This window comes from Rudaeicoccus suwonensis, from assembly GCF_007829035.1.
Lineage (GTDB): Bacteria > Actinomycetota > Actinomycetes > Actinomycetales > Dermatophilaceae > Rudaeicoccus > Rudaeicoccus suwonensis.
On record NZ_VIVQ01000001.1, the window covers coordinates 2,414,746 to 2,434,642 of the forward strand.

General features: G+C 66.8%; 18 protein-coding genes. 1 reads left to right on the forward strand and 17 read right to left on the reverse strand.

Going from position 1 to position 19,897, the window contains the following annotated elements:
* Nucleotides 1-22: 22 nt before the first annotated feature.
* From BKA23_RS10975 to BKA23_RS11015, 10 genes are all read right to left on the reverse strand, one after another.
* The gene (locus tag BKA23_RS10975) at nucleotides 23-760 is read right to left on the reverse strand and encodes an ABC transporter permease (protein ID WP_145227940.1); all 738 of its coding nucleotides are present in this window, start codon (nucleotides 758-760) and stop codon (nucleotides 23-25) included.
* Nucleotides 757-1,695, reverse strand: a complete 939-nt coding sequence (locus BKA23_RS10980; protein ID WP_145227942.1) for an ABC transporter ATP-binding protein — start codon at nucleotides 1,693-1,695, stop codon at nucleotides 757-759. The genes BKA23_RS10975 and BKA23_RS10980 overlap by 4 nt, the downstream gene beginning before the upstream one ends.
* Nucleotides 1,695-3,698 (reverse strand): B12-binding domain-containing radical SAM protein, encoded by a 2,004-nt coding sequence (locus BKA23_RS10985; RefSeq protein WP_170226466.1) that lies wholly within the window; start codon nucleotides 3,696-3,698, stop codon nucleotides 1,695-1,697. The genes BKA23_RS10980 and BKA23_RS10985 overlap by 1 nt, the downstream gene beginning before the upstream one ends.
* Nucleotides 3,695-4,939 (reverse strand): LLM class flavin-dependent oxidoreductase, encoded by a 1,245-nt coding sequence (locus BKA23_RS10990; RefSeq protein ID WP_170226467.1) that lies wholly within the window; start codon nucleotides 4,937-4,939, stop codon nucleotides 3,695-3,697. Before BKA23_RS10990 ends, BKA23_RS10985 begins: the two co-directional genes overlap by 4 nt.
* Nucleotides 4,940-4,970: 31 nt before the next feature.
* Entirely contained in the window at nucleotides 4,971-6,140 is a 1,170-nt protein-coding gene (locus BKA23_RS10995) for a M20/M25/M40 family metallo-hydrolase (protein WP_145227949.1), read from the reverse strand.
* Complete coding sequence (locus BKA23_RS11000) at nucleotides 6,137-7,585, reverse strand: SagB family peptide dehydrogenase (RefSeq protein WP_145227950.1); 1,449 nt, start codon at nucleotides 7,583-7,585, stop codon at nucleotides 6,137-6,139. The genes BKA23_RS10995 and BKA23_RS11000 overlap by 4 nt, the downstream gene beginning before the upstream one ends.
* 9 nt (nucleotides 7,586-7,594) lie before the next feature.
* Nucleotides 7,595-9,904: a TOMM precursor leader peptide-binding protein gene (locus BKA23_RS11005; RefSeq protein WP_145227952.1), complete on the reverse strand. Its 2,310-nt coding sequence runs from the start codon at nucleotides 9,902-9,904 to the stop codon at nucleotides 7,595-7,597.
* Nucleotides 9,905-9,936: 32 nt separating this feature from the next.
* Nucleotides 9,937-10,071, reverse strand: coding sequence for a hypothetical protein (locus BKA23_RS18140; protein WP_281287550.1), 135 nt, complete (start codon nucleotides 10,069-10,071; stop codon nucleotides 9,937-9,939).
* A gap of 158 nt (nucleotides 10,072-10,229) precedes the next feature.
* Nucleotides 10,230-10,571 carry a hypothetical protein gene (locus BKA23_RS11010; RefSeq protein WP_145227954.1) on the reverse strand — a complete coding sequence of 114 codons (342 nt, stop codon included), beginning with the start codon at nucleotides 10,569-10,571 and terminating at the stop codon, nucleotides 10,230-10,232.
* 162 nt (nucleotides 10,572-10,733) lie between these two features.
* Entirely contained in the window at nucleotides 10,734-10,955 is a 222-nt protein-coding gene (locus BKA23_RS11015; RefSeq protein ID WP_145227956.1) for a hypothetical protein, read from the reverse strand.
* Here BKA23_RS11015 and BKA23_RS11020 point away from each other — a divergent pair.
* Nucleotides 10,949-11,473, forward strand: a complete 525-nt coding sequence (locus BKA23_RS11020) for a MarR family winged helix-turn-helix transcriptional regulator (RefSeq protein ID WP_145227958.1) — start codon at nucleotides 10,949-10,951, stop codon at nucleotides 11,471-11,473. The genes BKA23_RS11015 and BKA23_RS11020 overlap by 7 nt on opposite strands.
* Before the next feature lie 43 nt (nucleotides 11,474-11,516).
* On the opposite strand, the gene ndk is transcribed toward BKA23_RS11020, so the two are convergent.
* The 7 genes from ndk to BKA23_RS11055 form a co-directional block, all read right to left on the reverse strand.
* Nucleotides 11,517-11,960 (reverse strand): nucleoside-diphosphate kinase, encoded by a 444-nt coding sequence (gene ndk, locus BKA23_RS11025; protein WP_145227960.1) that lies wholly within the window; start codon nucleotides 11,958-11,960, stop codon nucleotides 11,517-11,519.
* A gap of 23 nt (nucleotides 11,961-11,983) precedes the next feature.
* Nucleotides 11,984-12,805 (reverse strand): undecaprenyl-diphosphate phosphatase, encoded by an 822-nt coding sequence (locus BKA23_RS11030; RefSeq protein WP_145227962.1) that lies wholly within the window; start codon nucleotides 12,803-12,805, stop codon nucleotides 11,984-11,986.
* Complete coding sequence (locus BKA23_RS11035; protein WP_145227964.1) at nucleotides 12,802-13,191, reverse strand: DUF4233 domain-containing protein; 390 nt, start codon at nucleotides 13,189-13,191, stop codon at nucleotides 12,802-12,804. The genes BKA23_RS11030 and BKA23_RS11035 overlap by 4 nt, the downstream gene beginning before the upstream one ends.
* On the reverse strand, nucleotides 13,188-14,585 hold the full coding sequence (locus BKA23_RS11040) for a bifunctional folylpolyglutamate synthase/dihydrofolate synthase (RefSeq protein ID WP_145227966.1): 1,398 nt from the start codon (nucleotides 14,583-14,585) through the stop codon (nucleotides 13,188-13,190). The genes BKA23_RS11035 and BKA23_RS11040 overlap by 4 nt, the downstream gene beginning before the upstream one ends.
* On the reverse strand, nucleotides 14,578-15,084 hold the full coding sequence (locus tag BKA23_RS11045) for a GNAT family N-acetyltransferase (protein WP_145227967.1): 507 nt from the start codon (nucleotides 15,082-15,084) through the stop codon (nucleotides 14,578-14,580). Before BKA23_RS11045 ends, BKA23_RS11040 begins: the two co-directional genes overlap by 8 nt.
* A complete protein-coding gene (gene ileS, locus BKA23_RS11050; protein ID WP_145227968.1) occupies nucleotides 15,081-18,356 on the reverse strand; it encodes an isoleucine--tRNA ligase in 3,276 nt (1,091 codons plus the stop codon). Before ileS ends, BKA23_RS11045 begins: the two co-directional genes overlap by 4 nt.
* 249 nt (nucleotides 18,357-18,605) lie before the next feature.
* Nucleotides 18,606-19,853: a sigma-54-dependent transcriptional regulator family protein gene (locus BKA23_RS11055; RefSeq protein ID WP_145227969.1), complete on the reverse strand. Its 1,248-nt coding sequence runs from the start codon at nucleotides 19,851-19,853 to the stop codon at nucleotides 18,606-18,608.
* Between the last annotated feature and the right edge of the window lie 44 nt (nucleotides 19,854-19,897).

A 19,897-nucleotide genomic window follows, 5' to 3' on the forward strand; every position in this document is an offset into this window, starting at 1 on the left:
CGCGAAGTCCGGCCGTGCGGGCTCAGCGAGCTATGTCGCGACGGTAGCTCCAACCGGCGAGCAGCACGCACACCAGCGACCACACCGCCACGACCAGCCAGCCGCGCAACGTCCAGGCGTCGCCGCCGATGCCGACACGGGAAGCCTGGCTGATCCAGTAGGACGGCACGAACTCGCCGATGTGTTCGAGCAGGCTGCCGGATTTGAGGGGAAACCAGATTCCGCCGAGGAACGCCAGCAGGGCGCCGGCACCACCCAGCACCGGCCCCATCGAATCTCCCGGCAGCAGCTGACCTAGGGCGATTCCGAGCGCGATGAACGGCAACACCCCGACCAGGATCAACCCGATCATCAGGCTCCAACGGTCGGCACCGTGCAACCGAGCACCGAACGCCGTCCCAGCCAGGAGCATGATCGCGATGCTGAGCATCGCCATCAGGTATGCCGTGACCGCCTTGGCGAACATGTACCCGAACGAACCCAGCGGCGTCAGCCGCAGCTGGCGGTTCCAGCCCACCTGGCGTTCGGAGGCGATGCGTGCGCCCCCGGACAGCGCCGCCATGAGCGCGCCGTAGCCCGCCATCCCGACCATGTAGTAGAGGACGAACTTGATCTTCGTCGGGCCGAACTGGATCGTCTGGTTGGCCTGGGTTCCGCCGAAGATCAGGAAGAGCATCAAGGGGAACACCAGGGTGAAGAAGAAGAACGCCCGGTTTCTGGTCAGGCGCAGCAGTTCGTAGCGCATGTACCGCAGGTTCATGCGCTGACCTCCTCGACGTCGGCGTTGGTGATGGCCACGAAGGCTTCTTCCAGACCCACCGGCTTGATCTCGATGGACCTCGCCTCCGGCGCATGCTGCAGCAGAGCACGTATGGCGGTGTCGGAGTCGGAGCACTGCAACAGCACCTGGTCGTCCAGGCGTGAGGCCGAACTGACGCCGTCGAGTTGTGCGAATCGCGGGTCGTCGGGGTCGTCGACCCGCGCCCAGATCCGGCGGCCGCCCGCGAGCGCCTTGATCTCCTGCGGGGTGCCGTCGGCGAGGATCCGGCCCTTCGACACCACGACGACCCGGTCAGCGTGCGCGTCGGCCTCGTCGAGGTAGTGCGAGGCGAACAGCACCGTCACACCGCCACCCTGCAGGTCGGCCATGGTGTCCCAGAAGTCCTCGCGGCCTTGCACGTCCATCGCGACGGTCGGTTCGTCGAGCACCAGCAGCGACGGGTTCGACACGACGGCGACCGCGAAACGCACCCGCTGCGATTCGCCACCAGACAATTTGGTGGTCCGCTGCTTGGCGAGGTGTGACATCCCTGCCAGTTCGAGGGCTTCGTCGACCGGCCGCGGATTGGGGTAGAGGCAGGCGGTCATGTCGACGATCTCGCGCACGGTCAGCCCGTCTATGAGCGCGCCGTCCTGCAGCATGGCTCCGACACCTCCACGCCGGATGGCGGCCCGCGGCGGCTCGCCCTCGATGCGGACCGTCCCACTCGTCGGCGTCGTCATCCCGAGCAGCATGTCGATGGTCGTCGACTTGCCGGCCCCGTTCGGCCCGAGCAGCGCGACAGTCTGTCCGCGCGGGACCGTGAGCGACAGGTCGTTGACGGCGCTGAGCACACCGTCGCGGGTATGGAAGTCCTTGTGCAATTCGGTCAGCTCGACCGCTGGGTGATCCGACGTGGCGGAGTGTTTCGGCATCACGCACCTATCTCTTTGGCCAGGGAGTCGCGAACATCGCAGTCCCGCAACGGATTCGAACTACCGTGCCAGATGGACACGGCGTAACTGCTGAATGAGAACGTCCGGCCGCAGTCGGTCGCGGTGACCAGGACGTCGGTGTCGGCCGTGCCCGCCACCATCGCGAGCACGCCACGACCGCGCAGTGCTCCGGTGATGTGCGCCGGCAGGTGTCGCGGCCGACGATCCGGCTCGGTCCGCGGGATGGTGGAGCGGATCGTGGCCATCGCGGCGTGATCGGCGCCCAGGCAGGCGCTGATGTCGACCTCGCACACACCGTGCTCGCGCCCGATCGAGCGCAACACCCGTTCCGCCACGTCCCGGGCGTCCTTGCCGCCGGCACCGAAGACCAGCCGTTTGACCACGGCCTGGTAGTGCAACTCCTCGACGATGCCGCTGGCGCCGATGATGTCGTGCGCACGCTGCAGGCCCTCGAAACCGGGCGTGCTGAACATGCTGAGGTAATCCGCGATGAGGGCCGAGATGACCTTGTCACCGAGCCCGTTGACGAAGAGTTCGTCGGCGAGTCTGCGCAGTATGGCGGTGTGCTCGACTCCCCCGGCGGTGTTGAGGTAGCTGATCGTCGCGCGATAGCAGCACTTCCAGAAGACGCCGAGGGCGAACCGGATGCGGATGCCCTCCATCCAGTCGTCCTCGGTCATCCGCGAGTGCGCGACTACCACGTCGCCGAGCAGGTGCGGATTGGACATGTCCGACGGCAGCCGACGGGTCCGCATCGCGAAGTCGTCGCGGAATCGCGCTGCGGTGTATTCGGTGTTGTTCAGCAGCAGCAGCGGGTAGATCACCGGGGAGCCGCCGGAGGTCAGGCACTCCTCGATGCCGGCCACGTGCACGTCGAGGCTTTCGCCGGGCAGACCCCAGAGCAGGTCGGTGTAGGTCGGGATGTTGCGGTCGATGAACTCCGACTGCAGCGACCGGTAGCGGGACACCTTGATGTTCTTGCGGTGCGCGATCTCCAGGGTGCCCGCGTCGAAGGACTGCGCCGACAGGGTGACCGCTCCGGTGAGGCCTGCGTCATACAGCACACTGGCGATCTCGACGACCTTGCTGCTGGAGTTCTTCGCCCAGTTGGTCATCACGATGAGCCGCTTGTGGTGCTCCCGGGACAGCCGCACCAACTCCTGGGCGATGTCGAGATCCCGGCCGAAGATGCCGAAGTTCGCGTCGGCGATGAACAGCGCCGTGTTGTCCTTGCAGTGCGTGAGGATGTAGTCGAGCTCGGCGAGCACGCGTTCGGTGGAGAACTGCCGCACCTTGGAATTGGTCGCGCCGCCCCAGTAGCAGAACGCGCAGCTGTAAGGGCAGCCGCGGTTGGTCTCGTAGACCACCATCGAGGTGCCGGCCAACTGCTCGGGCCGGATCACCCCGGTCAGGAAGGGCGAGGGGATCAGGTCCAGGTTCTCGATGCGCGGCCGTGGCGCAGTGGTCACCGCACCGATGTCGCCGCGGAACGAAATCCCTTGCACCGTCGACAGATTCGCGCCGTCGTAGATCGCCTCCAGCAGCTCGGGGAAGGTCAGCTCGCCTTCGCCGTGCACGACGATGTCGACGGCAGGGCAGCCGCGGAAAACCTGCTCTGCCTGGTCGGTGACGTCGTTCCCACCGAACACCAGGACCGTGTCCGGCCATCGGCTGCGGATGAGGGTGGCGCACTGTTCGCTGAACTGCCGATTCCAGAAATACACCGAGAACGCGACGACGTCCGGACTGTCCAGCGTGTCGACGAAGCGCTCGACCGCTGTGTCGTCCTCGACGTCCTGGAAGACGACGTGGTCGCTCAACGACCACTGCGCGCCGACCTCTGGGTCGGCTTCCACGGATGCCCGCAGGTAGGCCATCGCCAGGCTGTAGCCCATCTGCGGCATGATCGAGAATTCGACGAGAACGCACGATCGGCGGGCGCCGACGGCGCGCTCTTCGACGCCGATCGGACCGGAATTCACGGCACGACCGCCTCGTCGGCGAAGGTGAGACCGAACTCCGGCATGATGTGCTCGGCGAACAGTTCCAGTTGCCGGATCGCAACCTCGGTCGGCATCGGCCGCCATGCCAGGTGCCACACGAGGTACTCCGCAGGCAACGCCGTCAGCGTCTTCTCGACGGCGCGTTTGACGTCGTCGACGGTGCCGATGCATGACATGCCCGACCGCGACAGCCGCTCACCGATCGACTCCCCGGGCGCGGGGACCGGACCTTCCTCCCCCTTCAGCCGGAACAACTCCAGGTAGCCGAAGGCGCGATACCACTTGTCCCAGATCAGCGAGTCGTATGCGTCCGAGGCGGCCAGTGCCTCGGATCTGCTGTCCGCGATGTGGAAGATCCGGATCAGACCGAGGCTGTCGCCATACTGCAGGTCGCGCCCGGCGAGCTTTGCCTCGGACAGGTAGTAGTTGCCGAGGGCGGAGCACACGTCGAGGTCGGGGCTCTGAATGATCGGGATCACTCCCTCACGGGCGCACCAGCCCACTGTCCGTGGACTGATGCTCTGCGCCTGGAACAGCGGCGGATGCGGGTCCTGGAACGGCCGGGGCACCACACTCACGCCACGTATGCCGCCGCCCGCGTCCAACTCACCTGGTGCGCCGTAGACGCTGGTGACACCCTCGGCCGGAGCCCAGGACGCGCCGACGTTGCCCGGCAGCCGGTAGTGCTCGCCGTCGTATGCCGTGACGTCGCGCGTCCAGGCCATCTTCATGATGCGGTAGTGCTCGCGGAACAGCGACCAGTTGAGCGCGTCGCGTTCGGAGTCGGAGTGGTCGGCCGCGCCGGCTCCGGTGCGTTGTCCCAGGACGTCGACCCAGCGGTTCTGGTAGCCACGCGCCATGCCGACGAAGAGCCGGCCGCCGAGCATCTGGTCGATCATGGCGGTCTCCTCCGCCAGCCGGACCGGGTCGTGGAAGGGGAGCACGTAGCCGAGCTGACCGTGCCGTAATCGCTTGGTACGCATACCTGCCCAGAGGTTGTACAGCCCTGGGTCGGGTGACAGCTCGATGCCCTCTGAGTGGAAGTGGTGCTCGGTGTGCGACAACCCCCAGTAGCCGAGCTCGTCGGCGGCCTGTGCGATCTGCACCAGTCCGTCAAGGAGCCGTTGCACCGCCCAGGTACTGCGGCCGATGGGTCGGTGCTCGCTCATCTCGGTGAGGTCCCCGGTGGTCGGGTAGACCTGCACGATCACTTTCGGCACGACATGGCACCTGCCTTCCTTGACGGACGCTTCATTGCGGCTCCTGCTGACTCGACTGCTGCTGGGATGCGACATCGATGACTGTCAGCGCCATGGCGGTGCCGGCACGGACCATCGCGTCCATCGCCTGCGGGGTGGCCGCCGCGACGCTGAATCCGGCGTCGTGGTTCAGGTGCGGCCGGCTGCCGATGTCGAAGAACGGGTGCACGGTCGGGATCCGCTGCGAGATCACAGCCAGATCGGTTGCGACCGGCAACGACATCGGGCAGGACCTCATCGACAGCAATCCCCTGTTGCGACTCCACGCCTGCAACAGCGTCGGGTTGGAGTGCAGCGGCGGGGCCATCGGGTGCGCGCGGTCGAAGGACGCCTCGACGCCGACGACTCCTGCTGCGGCATACAGCGCGGTCCGCAGGATCGACTCGGCGTCGACGAGGTCGCTCACCGAACGTCCGCGCGCGATGATGTCGAGGTCGAGCCGTGAGGGACGAACACTGGCGGTGCCGGTCGTCGCACGCCGCTCGGCGGTGACGGTGCAGTCCGCCGGCAGCCGCGAGGTCGCGAACTGCAGGTTGGTGCGCAGCAGTGCCTCGGCGGCGAACGGGTCGCCACCACCGGTGTGTCCGGCACCCGGGTGGGCACTGAGGCAGGTGTTCTCCAGCGCCGCCGACCATCGGGCGAAGGCGGCCAGTTGCGGGTCGTCACAGCCGACCGGCGCCGGATGGCACATCAGCAGGGCGCCGACCTCGTCGAAGACCCCGGACTCGGCGAGGTCGATCTTGGCCATGCCGTCCTCCTCCGCCGGGGTGCCGAAAAGAACAACACGTATGCCGCAGTCGTCGGCCACCCTGCTCAGAATCGCGAAGGCGAGGTAGGCGGCTCCGGCGATCAGGTTGTGCCCGCAGGCATGGCCGACACCGGGGAGTGCGTCGTACTCGGCGATGATGCCGAAGCCTGGGCCGCCCGACGATCCGGTGCGGGCGATCAGCCCGGTCGGCCAGTCGCCGAGTCCCGACTCCGTGGTGCAGGCCAGCGGCTCGAGCGCCGCCAGGATCGCGTCACGACTGGCTTCCTCATGACCGGAGGGCTCCGCCAGAGCATGGATCGTGGTCGCGAGTTGCCCTGCGGTGGAGGCGAATTCGCCACGACATGCGAAAACCTGGGCTTTTGCCCGACCGGCTCGCTCCATGGTGTCGGTCATGCGACACCGCCGGCTTCCGGGTGCCATGCCGGCAAGGACGGACGCTGCCAATTCACCGGGCGCGAACCGAGGATGAACTCGCCCACGGTTGTGCACTCCAGATACGGAATCTGGGTGACCGCCGAGAACAGGTCGCTGTCGCCTCCGCCGAGCCCACAGGGCGCCAATCCCAGATCGGTCGCGTGCAGATACAACGCGTCATACAGCGCACCGACATTCTTCAGGATGACGGCGTACGACACAGCGTCGTACTTCCACATCACCCGCGGGAATCGTGCGGCGATCAGCAGCACCACCTGCGGCGGCTCGGCCATCTGGGCGGTCACCTGTGCGACCTGGCTCAGCTGCTCCAGGTCGCCCGGCCCGGTGGCAATGCGGCGAAGGCCGTGCCATGCCGAGTCGTAGTGGTACAGGCCCTGGTCCAGATCCGCGCAGCGGTTGGCCAGCACAAAGATCTCGAGCTCGTACAACGACCCACCGGCGGGATATCCCCTGCGCAGTATGTCGCCGTAGCCGTCGACCTCCCGCGCGAATCGCACCCGCTGTGTCCGTGACAGTAGCGCGCCCAATTGTGCTGCTGTCACTGGATTTTCGGTGTCGTGCTCGCGTATGGAGCAACGACTCGTGGCGACATCGAGCAGGCTGCGGCTGGCGCCCTCGTCGTTCGGCAGCTCGATCAGTTCGTCTGCACCGAACCCCTGAGGTATGCCGGGCCACGGGTCGCGCACCCCACGAAACCGGAAGGTGCCGCCGTAGTCACCACGGGTGCGGCCGAGCCGGGATCGAGCGTGGAACAGCAACTCCCAGTCCGACCAGTAGTCGGCTGCGCCTGCCTGCGCTGGCGTGTCGCGCTCGGCCGAGAGCAGGCCTGCGTCATACAACGCGGTGAGCACGGCGCGCGCGTCTCGATCGGCCAGTGCGGAGCTCCGACACGTGTCGCCGACGGTTGCCGACCCGCGCAGACCGACGAGCAGGTCGAGCACGCGGGGATCCTCGACGTGAGCAACGTGGTGAGCGGCGCCGGATTCCAGCGTCGGCATCGGTTCGCCGAAGCGCAACACCGCGGTAGGAGCCATGCGAAGCACGTCGCCGTCGGACAACCGTGCTGTGCCGGGGACCGAACCGAGTCGTGGTGCCGGTGTCAGTGGCTGCAGGCGGACCAGTTTTTCTTCACCGGCCAGCACCGTGGTTTCGATCCAGTATGCCGCCGTCAGTCCGGCCGCCAGGCGCACCCAGAAAGCCATGAGGTGAGGCGAACGTGATTGAGCCACAACGCGATTCAACTCCGCCTCGGTGAACCCTGTCTCGTGCAGACAGGTCAGCACGGTGAGCAGCGCCGTGCCCGGCACGGTCAGTCGCACGCAGCGACCGGCCCTGTTCAAGATGACGGCGCAGGCGTCCTGCTCGACCGTGAGGCTGTCGGCGACGAGCCGGTGATGAAGCATCCGCGCCGCCTAGAAGAAGACCGTCGTCGGATTGAGGTCGGCCTCTGGCAACGGTTCCGGCAACCAGCCCAGCCGCACCGGTGCGTCGTACAGACGACCCGGTCCCAGACGGCGCCAGAAGTGCCGCAGCCCGGGCGCGACCACACGTGCAACGCTCAACGGCACCTCGGGCCGGCTCAGATCCTTGAAGTACAGCTGGGTGCCCATTCGCTCGGCCGCCGAGCAGCACGCTTCGACATCGGCCAACACGTCGTCGGTCACCCACGACTGCACAGTTCGCAGGTCGGTGCGTGGCTGGGGTCCGGGCAGCAGGTACGGCTGGTTCTGCAGGGTCGCCGTGCGATACCACCGCACCGCCTCCTGGTCGGCGGACCAGTACTCCCCTGGTCCGCGGGACGGGTCGGGCAGAACCGTCGGCAGGAACTGGTTGAGTTCGTCGACAGCCGACCCGAAGGCCGCCATCGGGTCCAGGTCACTCCCGAACCCGACGATGATGTCCTGCGGGTCAGCATCCGACTTCGCCGACAGCACTGCGTAACAAGGGATTCGACTGTCGGTCGTGAGATCGATCGCCCAGATGTCGCGGCCGAGTCGGGCGTAGGCCTCCCGCGTTGCGTCCAGATACGGATCCTCGAGCACATCGAGGTCGACCGCCGGCCGCTGGATGCGGTTGTACCACCACAGCGCCACGCTGTCGCGTTCGACAAGCTCGCAGAAGCCGCGCACAACCGCTTCCTCCAGGCAGCCCCCTGCGGCAGTGCCGTTGGAGTCGGCGACACAGAACCACCAGCGATACATGTCCGGGTGCCCGTAATAGCAGTATGCCGACGGAATCAGCCGCTGCTCGCCTGCAGTGGAGCCGAGCCCGTGCACCGTGGTCCAACTGATCGGCCGCTGCGGATCGAACCGGGTCGGCACGAACTCGTAGCGGCTCTGGGTGCCGGCGTTGAAGTCCTCGCGGCCGCGATACTGCATCTCGGAGAACCCGAAGAGGGTGTCGACGTCGAGAGCCCGTCCAGGTTCCAGTTGCGACAACGCTGCAACGAACTCCTGCTCATCGCCGCGATGAACAGTGACACCGCGCTCGACGGCCTCGCAGATCGCGCTCAAACGGGCGCTGCTCTCGGTTCGCCCCTTGCCACCGCTGAGGCTGCCGCGCAGTGTGCGTGCGAGCACGTCGAAGCGCGTGCGCGAGATGGCAAAGTCATGCCCGGCCGCGTATCCGTAGAACAGCTCGGACTGGGTGTCCACGCTCGACAGAACGGTCACGACTCCGGTGATCGGGCTGATGTGCGGCTCGAGATCGGCGAGCAGTTCCTCGGAATCGCGGATCCTCCGCTCTATCTCGCCCTGCTTGTTTCGCCTCTTCGGTCGCGACACGAGGGTGTCGGACTCGATCCGCACACCATGTCCGCATGACGGGCATTCCGGCCGACGGCTGAGGATGTGACGTTCTGTCTCGAAGGTGGCAAGGTTCAACGAGACGACGAGGTCACTCTCGTTCTTGTCCAGCATCGTCAGCGCAAGATGCAGTGCCGAACCCACCGTGCTCGCCGTGCCCGCCTCCTGCACTCCAACCGGGTCGTTGCGATCGGTGACCATTGCGACATACCGGTCAAGAGTGCGGTGACCGGCCACGCGGTGAGCCAGGCACCGCCAGCAGGCAGAACTGCCCGGCACCACCAACGGCCCGACCCACACCTGGGTAGTCGTCGGCTTGAGCAGGATCCAGGTGACGCCGGCGGCCAGACAGGCCCGATTGACCTGTTCGAGTTCCGGCGTGAGGACGTCACTCACCACGACGAGCAGATCACGGTCCGCATCGAGGACTGCAGGCAGTTGATCGTGGACCTCGGCATCGGGGCGAGTGCCCGCAACCGCCGTGACGACCAGGTCACGCAGCCGGTCGCCGAGCCCGATCGGCAACACGTCCAACGGCCGCCGAGCGACGGCCGGTATGCCGAGGGCATCGCGAATCGCCCAGCCGGCTCGATCGCCAGCATCGACCGGCCCGTCGCGCAAGGCGTCGAGGGCGTGCAACCGGGACAGCAGCCCGAACAACTGCACGAAGCCGAGCGTGCCACCGAGTTCACGGTGGATCTGCGGGGTGGCACGCGTGCCGTCCAGCAACGGCAGCACGAGCGCCAGGTGTGCGTCCTCGAGATAGAACAGTCGATCGTCGGCTGCGAAGATGTGCCGACTGTCGCCGTCACAGATGACATCGAGATCCGCCCGAAGCCGAGGCCGGTTCGGCAACGAACCACTGTGACCCTCACCGACGGTGCGGGACTTCGGCCGACTCAGACCGACACCGGTCACGCTCCCCCCTTACGACATGGTGGGCGGTGGAATCAGGTGCGAGCCTGCTTCGACCGAATAGCCCACAGGATGCTTGAAATGGGCGCGCAGATGACTGCGACGATGATGAATGCAGTCCATTGATGAAGGATTGCCAGCCAGCCGAGGGCAGCGAGATAAATCACCATGAATATGATGATTGCCCCGGCCGGAATCACACGACCCGAGTTATTCATTTCCGATTTACTCCAAGTTTGAATTAGTCGAGGAGCGGTGGCAGAAGACAACGGGCCGCCGTAACGTCACCGTCGCGGCGGCCCGGCTCCGGTGAACTATCTGGTGACGCTCACGCCGTGCAGGTGCAGCACGGACAGCAGCAGTAGTCGGTGCCGCCGGCCATCGCGCTGAGTTCGGCGTCCGAGACCTCTCCGATGTTCACCGGCGGAGCCTCCGGCACGACGAGCGTGATGGAGCCGGCAGCAATGCCGTCGGTCCACAGCTTGTACTGCTCCTCGATGCTGCCCTCGCCCTCGGTCTTGCGGCGAACCGCGACCGTGACGCCGTCAGGCACGTCCAGACCCACTTCACGCAGGGCAGGTGCCGGATCCGACATCAACTCCATGACGTAGTCCTCGCTCGTCCAGCTGCGCATGAGCAAGGCGTAGTAGGCGTCCTCAAATTGCGACAATTCCATGATTTTCCCCAGTTCACGTTGTCCCGAATGAACCCCGAGTCTCCCAACACGGGAAAGCTAACACCACAGATACTCGCGTGGGTAGGGAAAACAGGTCGGAACTCCACATTCTCAGGGTATTTTCAGCCAATTAAATTGAAAGCTGAACTAAAAATGTTACTTGGTCGGTCGACCGAATTGAAAGTTTTGGTGCACGCGCTTGCGCCGTTGGCTCTGAGTGCGCAGCAGATCCCAGATCTGCCCGTCGACCGGAGCGGCGGTCTCTGAGGGCATCTGGGTGAACGCGTCCGGCGCCTGGGGCCCGCCATCGTCCTCGACCAGTCCCCACGCGATGTCAGCTGTCGTCGAACCTCCTGGCAGACTGACGCTCCATGACACGCGCCATCGGCACCTCACCGACCACCGAGCGCCAGCGTCATGCCGCCGAGGTCGCCGCGTATGTCGCCGCGGGCGGCAACGAGCAGGTGCAGCGCGTCGTCACCGCGGTCCACGGCCTTCACCGGCGGCTGTCGCAGTGGTACACCAAGCAACTCGCCTCGATCGGCCTGTCCGCGGGCGAGTGGGCGGTCATCTCACATCTGGCGACGGTGGCGGAGGACCACACCTCGACTCCGTCGCAACTGGCGGTGTCGGCAGCGATCGCGCCATCGTCGATGACCCACCGGCTCGACCGGATGAGCGAACGCGGATTGATCAAACGCGAGCAGGACCCGGCCAACCGCACCCGGATCCTCGTCAGTCTCACCGAGCCCGGCTGGGAGATGTTCCAGCAGGTGATCCGTGAGTCTGACGTCGTCGAATCCGATGTGCTGTCACATGTGCCCGAGGACCAGCGGGAAAATCTCGCCGCGCTGCTGGAACTGGGGATCGCCGGCCTCGACGACGCCCTGCGCTGAGCCAGCTTCGGCGAGGAAAGCCGGCTCAGCGAGAGTGACCAGGTCAGCGCAGCGCGCTGACCTCGTCCGGAAACCAGATGCCGATCTCACGTTCGGCCGACTCGGTGGAGTCGGAGCCGTGCACGATGTTCTGCTGCACCTTCAGGCCCCAGTCGCGACCGAGGTCACCACGGATCGTGCCCGGCAGCGCAGCGGTCGGGTCGGTCGCTCCCGCAAGCGCGCGGAAGCCTTCGATCGCCCGGTGGCCCTCGACGATGACGAAGGTTGCCGGCCCGCTGGCCATGAAGTCGACGAGCGGCTCGTAGAACGGCTTGCCCTCGTGCTCGGCATAGTGCTGGGCGAGCCGTTCACGATCCGGCGTGGTTACGTGCAGCGCGGCGAGGGTGTAGCCCTTGGCCTCGATGCGGCGCAGCACCTCTCCGGTGAGTCCGCGGGCGTAGCCGTCGGGTTTGACGATGACGAGGGTGCGTTCGAGCGAAGCAGTCACGTGCCGGAGCCTAACCTGCCGACTCAGGCCGCGATCTTGTCGGTCAGCAGCATCCCGAACAGGAAGGCCGCAAGCCCGAGGCGGTAATACACGAACGGCCGGAAGCTGTGCGAGGAGATGTAGCGCATCAGCCACGCGATGACGGCATACCCGATGGCGAAGGCGATCACCGTGGCGAGCGCGATGTGCGCCCAGCCGTCGGCGCTGGTGCCACCGACGTCCCCCAGTTCGAACAACCCGGAAGCCAGCACCGCCGGCACCGCCAGCAGGAAGGAATACCGCGCGGCCGACGCGCGGGTGTAGCCCATGAGCAGGCCACCGGAGATCGTCCCGCCGGAGCGTGACACCCCGGGGATCAGCGCCAGCGCCTGCCACAGGCCGAACAACAGCCCGTCCCGCTTGGACAGGTCGCCGAGTTCTTTGCGCTGGCTGGCCGTGGCGTCGGCGATCGCCAGGACGATCGCGAAGGCCACCAGCATCGATGCGGTCACCCACAGATTGCGCAGCGGTCCTTCGATCACGCCCTTCAGTGCCACACCGAGGACGGCGATCGGGATCGTGCCCACGATCACCAGCCATCCCATCCGGGCGTCCGGGTCACTGCGTGGCACGCTGCCGCGCACCGAGCCCAGCCACCGGCGGACGATCCGCACGATGTCGTTTCGGAAGTAGACCAGCACGGCGGCTTCGGTGCCGAGCTGGCTCACGGCGGTGAAGGCCGCCCCGCCCCCGTCGTTGTTCCAGAACAGACGCGCCACGATCAACTGGTGGGCCGATGACGAGATCGGCAGAAACTCCGTCAGCCCCTGCACGATGCCCAGCACGAGTGATTCTGCCCAGGTCACGGGTGGTCCCGAAGGTAGGTGCGGGTCAGGCGGTCCATCTTGCGGCCTTGTGACAGCGCGAGAATCCACAGCGCGAGGAACATCACGCCGACGATGAGCATCATCGGCACGACGACGGACGAGGCGATGGTCAGGATCTGCACGATCCAGCCCACCGTCACCCCCCACGGCCGGCGCAGGTTGCCGGCTGCGACCAGGCAGACCAGTGCCAGTGCGATGCCGACGAACAGATATGCGGTGTGGTCGGTGTTGCCCTGCGACTTGCCGATGGCGTAGGCGACGAGGGCGCCGAAGAAGACCACCAGCGTCTGCGACCCGACGACGATGCCGGCGAACCGGCGCGTCATACGTTCGCCGACGCCGTGCACGAGAAGGGTGCCGATCACGTGTCCGTCTCCCGCAGGCCGAGCAGGGCGCGCACATCGGCGGCGGTGACGATCGATCCGGTCGCGAGCACCCCGCCGGCCACCCCGCCCTCGTCGGCGAGTTCGGCGGCGCGGTCGATGGCGTCGGCCAGATCGGGCTCGATGCTGACGCGGTCCTCACCGAAGATGTCGACCGCGAGCGCGCCGAGCACGGCTGGCTCGGTGCTGCGATGGGACGAATTGCGAGTGATCACAACCTCATCCAGCACCGGCTCCAAGGTGGTCAGCATGTCCTCGGCATCCTTGTCGGCGAAGATCGCGAGCACACCAACCAGCTTGCTGAAGTTGAACGAGTCCTCCATGGCGTCACGCAACGCACGCACTCCGGCCGCGTTGTGGGCCGCGTCGACCAGCACCGTGGGCGACCGGCGAACGATCTCCAACCGCCCGGGTGAGGTGACACCGGCCAGACCGGCACGCAGCATCTCGATGTCGAGCGGCTGCTCACCACCTCCGACGAAGGCCTCGACCGCGGCGATCGCGGTCGCGACGTTGTGCGCCTGGTGCTCGCCGAACAGCGGGACGAACAACTCGCTGTATGTCGCAGCCAACCCCCGGACGTCCAACTGCTGCCCACCGACCGCCTGGTCACGAGCCACGACCTCGAAGTCGATGTCCTCGCGGCGCGCCGTCGCGGCAACCTCGGCGGCACGCTCAGCGATGAGTTCGTCGACCGACGGGTCCTGGCGCCCGACGATGACGATGGCGTCGTCCTTGATGATGCCGCGCTTCTCCATCGTGATCTCCTCGACGGTCGAGCCGAGCAGTCTCGTGTGGTCCAGGGACACCGGCGTGATGACCGCGACCTGGCCGTCGGCGACATTGGTGGCGTCCCAGAGCCCGCCGAGGCCGACCTCGACGACCGCGACGTCGACCGGCGCGTCCGCAAAGGCTGCGTAGGCCAGCACCACCATCATCTCGAAATACGTGGTGCGGGGATCGCCCTCGGCGACCGCGCGGTCATCGACGATCTGCACGTAGGGCAAGACGTCGTCATATGTGCTGATGAATCGCTCGGCGTCGATCGGATTGCCGTTAAACGCGATTCGCTCGCGCAGATCGTGCAGGTGCGGGGAGGTGAACCGTCCGGTCGACAAGCCCATCTCGCGCAGGATGCGCTCGACCACCCGCGTCGTGGTCGTCTTGCCGTTGGTGCCGGTGAGGTGGATCACCGGGAACGAGCGCTGCGGGTCACCCAGCAGTTCCATGATCTGGCGCACGCGTTCCAGGGATGGCTCGGGCGAGCTCTCGGGGGTGCGGGCCAGGATCTGCTCGTTGATCTCGCGCAGCCGTCGGCGGGTCTCGAGCTTGCGCTCGGCCTCGACCTGCGCCGCGTCGGGTCGTCCACTAGCCATCGGTGCTGCCTTTCAGTTGCAATCGCATCCAGATCGAGTCGGGGATCTCGCCGCCCTCGTCGCGGTCGAACACCTCGAACCCGTGGTGCTCGTAGAACCCTCGCGCACCGTCGTTGCCGTCGAGATAGGACAAGCGGAGTTCGTCATACTCGTCGGCGGTCGCCCGAGCGATCGCGGCGCGCAGCAGCATCCCGCCGACACCCGAGCCCTGCAGTTCGGGCACGACGTACAGCTTCCACAGCACCAGATGCCCGTCGAGCGGGCCGACGGACGTCATGCCGACGATCTCGTCGCCGATCTCGGCCACCGTCACCCGGCCCGCACGGATCGCGGGGATCGTCGCGTCAGCGGTCCACCACTTGGCCAAACCCATTGCGACGTAGTCTTTTCCGGCGATCGGGATGTAAGTCGCAGGCCACGTGCGATGACCGACGGCGACGACCCCCTGCAGGTCCTCGCCGGTGGCCGCGCGCAGCGAGACCCCGTCCCGGACCCTCATCGCGTGGCCACCCCGTCGGAGGCGACGCGGTCGATTCGAACGGTCACGGTCTTGCCACTGCCCAGGTCGACCGACGTGCCGCCCGGCAGCTCGTGACCGGCGCCGGCCGCACCGAATTGCACCGCAAGGGTCTCGCCCATGATGAGGTTCTGATGGGCGACTGTCGCCTGCCACACCTCGTCGTCGCCGACCACGCTCAGGCTGATCCGGTCGCTGACATCGAGGTCGGCGTCACGTCGCGCCTGCTGCACTGCGCGGATGACGTCACGGGCGAGGCCCTCGGCGCGCAGTTCGTCGGTGACGTGGGTGTCGAGCACGACGAATCCGCCGCCCGGCAGCATCGCCGGCACCTGGCCGGGCGGGCCGTCCTGCGCCACGACCGTCTCCAGGGTGAACTCTCCCTCCTGCAGGGTGAGTCCGCCGCTGGTCACGGTGCCGTCATCGCCGACCGACCAGTCACCGGACTTGCTGCCCTTGATGGCCAGTTGCACGTCCTTGCCGAGCCGCGGACCGGCGGCCCGAGCGTTCACCGACAGGCGCTGGCTCACTCCGAAGTCGCTCTCGCCCGCGTCCGTGACATCGACCAGGTGCACCGACCGCACATTGACCTCGTCCGATATCAACGCTGAGAAGCGTTGCAGCGCCTCCGGATTCGCGCTGACCACGGTCAACTGAGCCAGTGGCAGGCGGACCCGCAACTGTTCGGCCTTGCGCACCGACAATGCCGTCGAACACACCGCCCGGGCGCGGTCCATTGCGGCGATGAGCTCGTCGTCCCGCGGCAGGTCGGCGGCCTCCGGGTAGTCGGTCAGGTGCACCGACCGGCCACCGGTCAGACCGCGCCAGATCTGCTCGGAGGTGAAGGGCAGCAGCGGAGCCGCCACCCGGGTGACGACCTCGAGCGCCGTGTAGAGCGTGTTGAACGCATCGTGGTCGACATCCTGCCCGGTGGACCAGAAGCGCTCCCGGGAACGACGGATATACCAGTTGGTCAGCACCTCCAGGAAGTTCTGCACCGCATCGCAGGCCTCGGCCACCGCGAAGGCGTCGAGGCTGGTCTGCACAGAGGCAACCAGTTCGCGCAACTTGGCCAGCAGGTAGCGGTCGAGCACGTCCTCGCTCGCTGTCGACCAGTTCGCTTCGACCCCAGCGGCATTCGCATAGAGACTGAAGAAGTACCAGCTGGACCACAACGGCATCAGCACCTGACGGACGCCGTCGCGGATCCCCTGCTCGGTGACGATCAGGTTGCCGCCGCGCAGGATCGGGCTGCTCATGAGGAACCAGCGCATCGCGTCGGCACCGTCACGGTCGAAGACCTCCGAGACATCCGGGTAGTTACCCAACGACTTGCTTGCCTTCAAGCCGTCGTTGCCGAGCACGATGCCGTGGCAGATGACGTTCTTGAACGCCGGCCGGTCGAACAGCGCCGACGCCAGGATGTGCAGCGTGTAGAACCACCCACGGGTCTGACCGATGTATTCGACGACGAAATCCGCCGGATAGTGGTGCTCGAACCAGTCGGCGTTCTCGAACGGGTAATGCACCTGGCCGTACGGCATCGACCCAGAGTCGAACCACACGTCGAGCACGTCCTCGACGCGGCGCATCGTCGAATTGCCGCTCGGATCATCGGGATTCGGCCGCGTCAGCTGGTCGATGCCGGGGCGGTGCAGGTCGGTCACGCGCACGCCGAAGTCGCGCTCGAGCTCGTCGAAGGACCCGTAGACGTCGACGCGCGGATACTGCGGGTTGTCCGACTTCCACACCGGTATCGGGCTGCCCCAGAAGCGGTTTCGTGAGATCGACCAGTCGCGGGCGTTCTCCAGCCACTTGCCGAACTGCCCGTCGCGCACGTTGCCGGGGACCCAGTTGATGTCCTGGTTGTTGGCGAGCATGCGCTCCTTGAACTTCGTCACGCTCACGAACCACGACGAAACCGCCATGTAGATCAGCGGGTTCCGGCAGCGCCAGCAGTGCGGGTAGGAGTGCGCATAGGTCTCGCGCTTCAGCAGCACCGTGCCGAGCGACACCTGACCGCTGGCATCGTGCTCGCCGCGCGTGGCCGCCTTGAGGTGGTCGATGATGTGCGGGTTCGCGTCGAAGACCAGCATGCCCTCGTAGTCGTTCACCGGGAAGGTGAATCGGCCGTCCGGCCCGACCGGGATCACCGGCGTCATACCTTCGCGGTCGGTGACGACCATGTCCTCCTCACCGAAGGCGCCGGCGCTGTGCACCAGCCCGGTGCCGTCGGTGGTGGTGACGAAGTCGGCCTCGACGACGCGGAAGGCGTCATCGTGGTCGGCGTAGTAACGGAACGGCGGGGTGTAGTGCCGGCCGAGCAGGTCGGCGCCGGTCAGCCGCTGCACCACGTGCCGGCTCCAGTCGGCCTTGGCGTCGCCGAAGAGCTCCCGGCTGTATGCCGCAACCCGCGCCTCGGCGATGACATACCGCTCGGTGGATCCGGTCGGCACATCGCTCTCGACGACGACGTAGTCGATGTCGGGGCGCACCATGATCGCGAGGTTCGACGGGAGGGTCCACGGCGTGGTGGTCCAGATGAGGGCGAGTTCGCCTGTCTCCAAACGCAATCCGACGGTGACTGCTGGGTCCTGCCGCATCTGGTAGACATCCTCGTCCATACGCAGCTCGTGGTTGGACAGCGGTGTCTCGTCGTTCCAGCAGTAGGGCAGCACGCGGAAGCCCTCGTAGATCAGGCCCTTGTCGAACAGCTGCTTGAAGACCCACAGCACCGACTCCATGTAGTCCGGCTCGAGCGTCTTGTAGTCGTTGTCGAAGTCGACCCAACGACCCATCCGGTTGACGTACGCCTCCCACTCCTTGGTGTAGCGCAGCACAGAGGCCCGGGCGGCGTCGTTGAACGTGTCGACGCCCATCTGCAGGATCTCGTCCTTGGTCTTCAGGCCGAGCTGCTTCATGGCCTCGAGCTCGGCGGGCAGACCGTGGGTGTCCCACCCGAAGCGGCGCTCGACGCGCTTGCCGCGCATCGTCTGGTAGCGCGGGATGAGGTCTTTGACATAACCGGTGAGCAGATGGCCGTAGTGCGGCAGCCCGTTGGCGAACGGCGGACCGTCGTAGAACACGAACTCGTTGCTGCCATCGGCGCCGGCGTCACGCTGCTCGACGGAGGCGCGGAAGGTGCCGTCGGCGTCCCAGTACTTCAGCACCGCCTGCTCGACTGCCGGGAAGTCGGCGGACGACGGCACACCGGAGGGGTTGTCGGATGTCAGGTCGACCTTGGGGTAGCCCATGGCTCGCAGTCACTTTCGCGCGTCGTTCGTGTCGGCCACGAGGACGACGCGCCCGGCATACGTCGCCGGCCGACACCGCGGTGCCACCTCGCTTGCCGCACGTCGCGGGTCACCCCGCGGCGCGTGACCGCTCATTCGTGAGCTGTCACGGGCTCGTCCCGTCCGGTTCTACTGAAGCTCACGTATGACGCAGGCTCGTTCTTCCGGAAGCTCGCCGCTGATGACGGCTCGATCGCTGTTGCACCCAGTCTACGAACCGCGGGCGTCCGCGGCCAATCCGGTTTTGCCGGTGGCTGCACCGTCTTGCTCCTGCGGCGTCACGACCGTCAGCAACACACCTTCGGCGATCCGGTAGGGGCTGCCGGCGACGATCGCGCCGAGGGAGCGCCGCATCCGCGAAACCTCGGCACGCGCGGCCACCGAGTGCTCGGCGTCACCGAACAGCGCCTCCGACAGCTGGGCAGCCGACATGCCGCCCGGACCTGCCGCAGCCAAGACGGCCACGATCTGAGCACGCCTGGGCGACAAGGCGATTCGCCACGGCTGGCCGTCGCAGGTGACTTCGATGGTCGAGTCGGCGCCGAGTTCCAGACGTGCCCGCACAGCACGGTCGTTGCCCGAGGGTCGCACCAACCAGCCGTGGTCGAGGCGTTCGGGCAGGCACAGGCCCAGCCCGGGGACCACCAGCGGACGGTCGGCGGTCGGTCTGGTGATGCGGTCACGCACCCCGACGCCCCTGCTGTGAGCAACCCACCCTGCGTCGTCGACGACCAGCGCCGGACCGCCCGCCGCGGCGATGACCGGATCGGCGGTGCGCCGCAGTCGCTCCAGCGCCTCCTGGTGACGCCGCAGCAGCAGTGACTCCGCGAGCAGCACGGCAGTCTCGACCAGCGCACCGATCGCCGGGTGCAGCGTGAGAGCCGGGCCACTGATGTCGATGATGCCGATCAGATCACCGGTGCGTGGGTCGTGGATCGGGAAAGCCGTGCAATACCAAGGGTGTTGAGCCTGCTCGAAGTGCTCGCCGGAGAACAGCTGCACGGGCGAGGCCTCGGCCAGTGCGGTGCCGATCGCATTGGTGCCGACCGTGCTCTCGGTCCACACCGCCCCGTCGGCGAAGCCGAGACCGTCCGCCCGGCGACGCACTGCCGGCGCCCCCTTGCGCCAGAGGATCACGCCGTCGCCGTCGGTCACCACCATGAGGAAGTGCGACGCGTCGGCCACCGACGACACGACGCGCTCCAGATCGTCGATCACCAACCGCAGCTGCGACTCCCGACGCCGACGCTCCAACTCTTGGACGCCCACCGGGTCTCGCGCACCTGTGCGATCGGGCACCAGACCACGACTCATCGCGCGCTGCCACGACCGGGCCACCAATGGTCGTGGCCGCATCGCGGGTCGACTGCCGCCGATGAGCGCGTCGTGCATCGCCACCAGGTCATGGGCGTAGCGGCCCAGGTCGGTGCCGGCGGTCACGGCGGCGTAGCTCTTCACGGGACATCTCCTGAGGGTTGCAACCTCGTGCAACGCTTCCGTCG

Excerpts from the sequence above, each read along its gene's own strand:
- BKA23_RS10980 (WP_145227942.1), bottom strand. The coding sequence starts at position 1,695 with ATGCCGAAACACTCCGCCACGTCGGATCACCCAGCGGTCGAGCTGACC.
- BKA23_RS10975 (WP_145227940.1), bottom strand. The coding sequence starts at position 760 with ATGAACCTGCGGTACATGCGCTACGAACTGCTGCGCCTGACCAGAAAC.
- BKA23_RS11020 (WP_145227958.1), top strand. The coding sequence starts at position 10,949 with ATGACACGCGCCATCGGCACCTCACCGACCACCGAGCGCCAGCGTCAT.
- BKA23_RS10995 (WP_145227949.1), bottom strand. The coding sequence starts at position 6,140 with ATGACCGACACCATGGAGCGAGCCGGTCGGGCAAAAGCCCAGGTTTTC.
- BKA23_RS11000 (WP_145227950.1), bottom strand. The coding sequence starts at position 7,585 with ATGCTTCATCACCGGCTCGTCGCCGACAGCCTCACGGTCGAGCAGGAC.
- BKA23_RS11040 (WP_145227966.1), bottom strand. The coding sequence starts at position 14,585 with ATGGCTAGTGGACGACCCGACGCGGCGCAGGTCGAGGCCGAGCGCAAG.
- BKA23_RS18140 (WP_281287550.1), bottom strand. The coding sequence starts at position 10,071 with ATGGTGATTTATCTCGCTGCCCTCGGCTGGCTGGCAATCCTTCATCAA.
- BKA23_RS11045 (WP_145227967.1), bottom strand. The coding sequence starts at position 15,084 with ATGAGGGTCCGGGACGGGGTCTCGCTGCGCGCGGCCACCGGCGAGGAC.
- ileS (WP_145227968.1), bottom strand. The coding sequence starts at position 18,356 with ATGGGCTACCCCAAGGTCGACCTGACATCCGACAACCCCTCCGGTGTG.